Origin of the sequence: Algoriphagus sp. NBT04N3 (assembly GCF_019443765.1) — a bacterium.
Lineage (GTDB): Bacteria > Bacteroidota > Bacteroidia > Cytophagales > Cyclobacteriaceae > Algoriphagus > Algoriphagus ornithinivorans.
Genome location: NZ_CP048415.1, coordinates 25872 through 32500 on the forward strand (window position 1 = coordinate 25872; position 6629 = coordinate 32500).

A 6629-nucleotide genomic window follows, 5' to 3' on the forward strand; every position below is an offset into this window, starting at 1 on the left:
AAATCAACAATGAAATGAAAAAACTAATTGCAACATATATCTTCATTCTTTTGGCAAGCACCATTGGCTTTGCACAAGTTGATCGAAGTCAATTTCCAGAATCAGGACCTGCTCCTGAGATAAAAATTGCCGATGCAGAAACTTTCAAATTAGATAATGGTCTGAAAGTTTTTGTGGTAAAAAATGATAAACTACCTCGAGTAACTTTTAATCTTGTATTGGACCGAGATCCACTAATGGAAGGAGACAAAGCTGGTTTGACTGGTTTTGTCGGCCAAATGATGATGGCTGGGACAAAAAATAGAACAAAAGATCAGCTAGATGAAGAAATTGACTTCATTGGAGCCAGCCTTTCAGCAGGCTCAACTTCGATCTTTGCATCTTCCTTGAAAAAACATCAGGACAAAACCTTGGAGTTGATGACTGATGTTTTGTTTAATCCTGTGTTTCCGGAAGATGAATTGGAAAAGCAGAGAAAGCAAACATTGACTGGCCTAGCCACAAGTAAGGATAATCCAAATGCCATTTCTAGCAGACTAAGTTCTGCAATGGTTTATGGCAAAGATCATCCGTATGGAGAGGTAACGACTGAAGCAACTGTCAAAAATATTTCAGTCGAGGATGTTAAAGAATATTACAATACTTTTTTCAAACCAAATATCGCTTACTTGGTGATTGTTGGTGATATGGATAAGTCCGAGGCTCAAACAGTTGTGAGGAAGTATTTCTCCAATTGGAAAGTTGGAAAAGTCCCATCATTTGAATACAAAATGCCAACAAGATCATCTGAGAATGTGGTGGGTTTGGTAGATAGAAGCTCTTCAGTTCAAACCGTAATCAATATTGCGCAACCAGTTCAATTGAAATTGGGAGATGAGGACTATATTCCAAGTAGGCTGTTGAATCAAATTTTAGGAGGCGGATCTTCTTCAAGACTATTTGTAAACCTTAGAGAGGACAAAGGCTATACCTATGGAGCTTATTCTTCCATCGGTTCTGATAAATTGGTTTCTCAAATCTCTGCCAATGCTTCTGTCAGAACTGAAGTGACGGATTCGGCAGTAGTTGAATTCCTACATGAGTTCAATAAGATTGTGGATGAGGGAGTGACTGAAGAGGAATTGGAGAAAGCAAAAGCAAACCTTTCCGGTTCTTTCGGTAGATCATTGGAAAGCCCTTCCACCATTGCAAACTTCGCACTCAACATCGAACGCTATAATCTACCTTCAGACTATTATAAAACTTATTTGCAGAAGCTCAATGCGCTTACTGTTGCTGATATTAATGCTACTGCTAAAAAATTGATAGAGCCAGATAAACTCTATATCACTGCTGTTGGTAATGGTTCAGAGATAAAAGACAAACTAGCTCGTTTTGGTGAAGTGAAAATGTATGATAACATGGGCTTCCCGGCTAAGGAATTAACCGCAGATGCAGATATGACAGCAGAGATGGTGATGGAAAATTATCTTTCTGCAATTGGCGGGAAAGAAAATGCCAGAGCGATCAAAACAGCTTCTATTTCAATGGAAGCAGATGTGATGGGGAATAAATTGACTCTTCAGGCTGTTTATGATGCTGAGGGTGGAAAGTATGGACAAAAAACGCTCATTATGGGAAATGTGATGCAGAGCACAACTATCCTAGAAGACAGTGGATCTATCAGCGCCCAAGGCCAAACAATGGAATTGACAGGAGAGCAGTTTGAAATGGCGAAAATCAATTCTTATCTATTCCCCGAGGCGTGGTATCAGGAATTAGGTTACTCTATTGAATTGGATGGGTTAAAAGATGTTGAGGGAACTCCTGCTTACAAAGTAATTATCAAATCTCCTTCTGGAGCTCAGTTGGTCAACTATTACTCAGCTGACAGCGGATTGAAAATCAAAAATGAAAATCCTGCATCAGGCGATACTTTCTATTCAGAATATCAAGAAAAAGGAGGGGTTCTTTTCCCTATGGTTTGGACTATCAAATCACAGATGATTCCAGTTCCTCTAGAAGCAAAGATTACCTCTTTGGAGATAAACCCTGAATTGACAGCAGAAGACTTTCAATAAGAGTACTTCTCTTAGAAAAATTAGAAAAGCGGAGATAGTTCTCCGCTTTTTTATTTTCTCCATTTTTGCATCAGTAATGTTTCTTCCATTTTTTTCACCTGAACTACAGGAAAGAAATTCCCACCCTCATCAAAAGACAATTGATGCTGTCCTCCATTTAGCCTTTTTACTTCCAGAGTTATTTGTGAAGATTTGATTTTGCTTTCAACGATCTCATCGCCTACCATCAAATTAAAGTAGGCTGGACTTTCAGGATGGATCTTCTGAATCTTACCTTCCTTTAAAATGATTCCTAGCTGCTTGGTTAGGATTTCTTCATTTGGACTCTTTGTAATTTTCATGCCAAAGGGCAGAATTAATTGCTCCAACAACTTGAGAATATCCTCATTCCCTGCAATAAATTTTCTAAAAAAAGTTTGGCTGTCCCAATGACCTTCTCGCTTTTGGATCAGCTTCCAGAACGTCTGTAAATCATAACCGATATTAGGTTTACCGAATCGCTGCCAGGCCTCCCCCATGACTTCTGTTAAGGATGAACCCTGTTGAAGCAATTCCAAATCAATAGCGAAAGCAACCAAACAGCCATTTGCATAAATGTTTTGTTTCCGGTCGGGAATGCCTTCTTGATAGCCGTCTAGCCATAATTCCAGAGATGAGTCCAGTATGTTTTTATTCCTCCAGCCAAAATTTGAACTTACTCGCCTAATTATTTTATCAAGTTCTTTTAAATATTCATCCAGATTAAAAAAACCGGATTTTAGCAAATAAAGGTCACCCATATATGTGGTGATTCCTTCCAAGATCCATCCAGCTTCGCTGTAATTCTCTTTTGAAAAATCATAAGGCAATAATTCCTGTGGCCTTATTCGGCAAACATTCCATGCGTGATACATTTCATGACAACTCACCCCCATCAAATCCCCAAATTGTTCCGGGTTGGACAATTCCTGAGCTGGACCAAATGTGATGACTGTTCCTTTTTTATGCTCAACTCCATGAAAATGCTTGTAAGGCAATAGCTGAAAGATGAAGTGGTATTCTTTTTCTGGGAACTCTCCAAAGTCAGCAATTAATTTATCTGTAAAGTTCTTGAAAGCTTGAAGTAATTCTGTTTTTGAAAATGCTATTTCTCCATTTATCCAGATATGAAATTGGGCATGATTGGACTCATATTCCCAATGGGTTAATTTTTCTGAAGTAAGAAAAGTGGAGTCTGCGAGTTCCTGAAAACTATCTGCTAGAAATTGTCCACCTGATTTTCTAGATAAGGTGCAGACAAAATCCTTAAACCGTGAATCTTGTATTTCAATTGAATATGGAAAATCATCAGAGGATTTTACTTCGAAGCAACAATTGACGAAGTTGATATAAAGCTGCTGATCGTCCACCCAGCAAGATCCCGCATCCATTTTTCCAGCATAATATTCATAGTTTAAAAAATATGTCTGATTTACTTTGGCATCGAAAGCCCAGCAGTCTTTACTCTTCTTCCTAAGCTGCATTGATTTCCCTTGTTGGTCAGAAAGACTGATTTTTCGAATATTTTGAGCGTAATTCGCAAATTGATAGCGTCCTGCGCGCCATGATGGCAGCTGTAATTGTACTTCCCCTGATTGTGATATAGGTAGTTTAAGTTCAATTTCGAGGAACTGTGATAGTGGATTTGAGCTTTTAAATAGAAATTCGTACATGAATTAAGGTATTGACTTTCAACAATTGTAAAGGTACAGTTTGTATTTAAAAAAAGGCTGCATATCTTTGCAGTCCTTTTTGGAGGGTAAGCCGGAAGGCCAATTCCAAATAGACCATAAAGAAAGCAATCAGTTAAAGATATTCCATCATGAAAAGAACATTCCAGCCTTCTCGCAGAAAAAGAAAAAACAAGCACGGCTTTAGAGAAAGAATGTCCACTGCCAACGGTAGAAGAGTTCTTAAAGCCAGAAGAGCAAAAGGTAGAAAGAAACTATCTGTATCCTCTGAAAAGACCTTGAAGAAGTAATTCTTCAAGGTAGTTTTCGTATTTTTAATGCGAATCCTTACCTGATGATGAATTACAAACTTCCCAAGAGTGAAAGGCTTCATGCCCAAAAGTCTATTAAGGAACTTTTTAACGAAGGTTCCTCTTTTTTTTTATACCCTTTTAAAGTCCTGTATTTACCCAAAAAGCAGGAAGGGGAAACTATTCAGGTACTTTTTTCCGTTTCAAAAAAGAAAATCAAAAAGGCGGTTGATAGAAATTTGATTAAGAGAAGGATGAAAGAAGCCTACCGTCTTAACAAACATTCACTTACAATTTCAGAGTCAGGATTGCATATTGGTCTGATATATGTAGCTTCAGAGCCCATAGATTTTGCAACTATTTCCAAGAAAGTTGTGTCTATTTTACAACAAATTTCCACCCAAGTTTCCGAACACCATGAGTAATCAATTAAAGCGATATATGGTAATCATCCTTTGTGGAGGATTGCTTTTGACAGGATTTTTTGCATTCAAAGCGAAAAATGACAAGTTATTCGCTCTAGCCAAAAACATAGATATTTTCGCAACCTTAGTTCGAGAACTTGATTCCTATTATGTGGATGAGATCGATCCTGACGAATTGGTTTCAATTGGAATTAATGCCATGCTTGAGGAATTGGATCCTTACACTGAGTATGTTCCAGAAGAAGAATCTGCTGATTTCAGGATGTTAACAACAGGAGAATATGCAGGGATTGGTGCTTTGATTGGAGGAAGAGGTGAAGGGAATATTATTATAATGCCTTATACTGGTTTTCCTGCCCAATCTGCGGGGCTGAAAATCGCTGATCAGCTTTTGAAAGTGGACTCAGTTGATGTTTCAAAAAAGAATACCTCAGAAGTTTCTGATTTACTGAAAGGTCCTGCAAATACCCCTGTCAAAATAAAAGTCAAAAGAAATCTAGACACATTGGAGTTTAACTTGGTCAGAAAGAAGATTTCCCTTAAGAACGTACCATATTATGGCAAGCTTGATGAAAAGACAGGTTACATCAAGTTGGGAGACTTTACTACCAATGCTTCCCTAGAAGTGAGAAATGCATTGATTGCTTTGAAAAACCAAGGGGCTGAGAAGCTTGTGTTAGATCTAAGAGATAACCCAGGAGGTCTTTTGAGTGAGGCAGTGGAAATAGTCAACCTTTTTATTCCTAAGGGGAAAGAGGTAGTAAAAACTATAGGTAAGCTGGAAAATGTGAATTTTACCTATAAAACGACTAAAACTCCTCTGGATAAAGATATTCCACTAGTCGTACTCATCAATGAAAGAAGTGCTTCTGCCTCAGAAATTGTGGCCGGGGCTCTGCAGGATTATGATCGAGCCGTATTGATCGGAAGGAAGTCTTTCGGAAAAGGATTGGTACAAACCACTATTCCACTGACATATAATGCTCAAATGAAAGTTACCACCGCTAAATATTATATTCCAAGCGGCAGGTGTATTCAGGCGATAGATTATGCACAAACTAGAGAAAATGGTGAGGTATATTCCATTCCTGACTCTTTGAGAAAAGAGTTCAAGACTAAAAATGGAAGAATAGTCAGAGATGGAGCAGGAATTGAGCCTGATGAGATGATAGAATCTAAAACATATGCTCCTATCACTTATAGTCTGGTAGCGAGAAATCATGTTTTTGACTATGCCACTGAATATTTTTATAAGCATCCATCCATAGGTAAGCCTAGAGAGTTCAGCATAACGGATCAGGAATATCAGAATTTCATTAAGTGGCTTGAAGGTAAAGAGTATGATTACACAACTTACTTAGAAAAGTCTGTGTCGGATATGAAAAAGAATGCTGAAAAGGCGCCTTATTATAATGAGATCAAAGATCAAATTGAAGCTTTGGAAAAAAGGGTGAATCATAGTAAAGAGCAAGACTTGATCACTTATAAGGACGAGGTGAAAAAAGTAATTTCTGAAGAAATTGTATCCCGATATTATTTTCAGGAAGGAATGATCGAAGCCGGGCTTTTGAAGGATAAGGATGTGCTGAAAGCTTTGGAAGTGATTAAGCAACCTTCTGAATTGGGCAAGATTCTGACTGCATCTGCAAAATAAATTACATGGCATATATTCTTTCTATAGAGACAGCCACGGACAAACTATCGATTGCCCTTCATCAATCAGGACAATTGCTTTCTATGAAAGAGCTCAACGAAAAAGGAGTTCATGCTGAAAAAATCATGGAGTTGATTGATGAGGTTTTAGACTCCGTAAAGCTTCAATCATCAGATTTAAACGCAGTTGCCGTTTCGGAGGGCCCCGGCTCCTACACTGGCTTGAGAATAGGAGTTTCTACTGCAAAAGGAATTGCTTTTGCTTTGAACCTGCCCCTCATTACTGTGAATACGCTTCAAGCTTTGGCTTATCAGGCCAAAGGTGAAAATAAAGACTTTCATATTATCGCAATGCTTGACGCCAGGAGAATGGAAGTTTATAGTCAGGTTTTTTCAAATGAAGGAAGTGTGAAAAGAGCATTAGAGGCAGAGGTTTTAACAGAGGGGATCTATCAATCTTATTTGGATTTAGGAAAAGTTTGCTTCATAGGA

The 6629-nt window shown here is 38.2% G+C and carries 6 protein-coding genes (1 of these 6 only partly in view); 5 read left to right on the forward strand and 1 reads right to left on the reverse strand.

Translation table 11 applies throughout. The features are described 5' to 3' along the window. The first annotated feature begins 14 nt into the window (after positions 1-14). Positions 15-2060, forward strand: coding sequence for a pitrilysin family protein (locus GYM62_RS00140; RefSeq protein WP_219957849.1), 2046 nt, complete (start codon positions 15-17; stop codon positions 2058-2060). A 50-nt stretch (positions 2061-2110) separates the two neighbouring features. On the opposite strand, the gene GYM62_RS00145 is transcribed toward GYM62_RS00140, so the two are convergent. Further along, a complete protein-coding gene (locus tag GYM62_RS00145) occupies positions 2111-3751 on the reverse strand; it encodes a M61 family peptidase (protein ID WP_219957850.1) in 1641 nt (546 codons plus the stop codon). Between the two features lie 149 nt (positions 3752-3900). Here GYM62_RS00145 and rpmH point away from each other — a divergent pair, with 149 nt between their 5' ends. The 4 genes in view from rpmH to tsaB are tightly spaced (at most 44 nt apart) and all read left to right on the forward strand, a layout consistent with a single transcriptional unit that may run on beyond the window. Next, positions 3901-4059 carry a 50S ribosomal protein L34 gene (gene rpmH, locus GYM62_RS00150; RefSeq protein ID WP_073570883.1) on the forward strand — a complete coding sequence of 53 codons (159 nt, stop codon included), beginning with the start codon at positions 3901-3903 and terminating at the stop codon, positions 4057-4059. 44 nt (positions 4060-4103) lie between these two features. Then, positions 4104-4484 (forward strand): ribonuclease P protein component, encoded by a 381-nt coding sequence (rnpA, locus tag GYM62_RS00155; protein WP_317042675.1) that lies wholly within the window; start codon positions 4104-4106, stop codon positions 4482-4484. Beyond that, entirely contained in the window at positions 4477-6138 is a 1662-nt protein-coding gene (locus GYM62_RS00160) for a S41 family peptidase (protein ID WP_219957851.1), read from the forward strand. Before rnpA ends, GYM62_RS00160 begins: the two co-directional genes overlap by 8 nt. Before the next feature lie 5 nt (positions 6139-6143). Then, positions 6144-6629: the 5' portion of a tRNA (adenosine(37)-N6)-threonylcarbamoyltransferase complex dimerization subunit type 1 TsaB gene (tsaB, locus tag GYM62_RS00165; protein WP_219957852.1), read on the forward strand. 201 nt of this gene lie beyond the right edge of the window; only the first 486 of its 687 coding nucleotides appear in the window; its start codon is at positions 6144-6146; the stop codon falls past the right edge of the window.

Excerpts from the sequence above, each read along its gene's own strand:
- rnpA (WP_317042675.1), top strand. The coding sequence starts at position 4,104 with ATGATGAATTACAAACTTCCCAAGAGTGAAAGGCTTCATGCCCAAAAG.
- GYM62_RS00140 (WP_219957849.1), top strand. The coding sequence starts at position 15 with ATGAAAAAACTAATTGCAACATATATCTTCATTCTTTTGGCAAGCACC.
- GYM62_RS00160 (WP_219957851.1), top strand. The coding sequence starts at position 4,477 with ATGAGTAATCAATTAAAGCGATATATGGTAATCATCCTTTGTGGAGGA.
- rpmH (WP_073570883.1), top strand. The coding sequence starts at position 3,901 with ATGAAAAGAACATTCCAGCCTTCTCGCAGAAAAAGAAAAAACAAGCAC.
- GYM62_RS00145 (WP_219957850.1), bottom strand. The coding sequence starts at position 3,751 with ATGTACGAATTTCTATTTAAAAGCTCAAATCCACTATCACAGTTCCTC.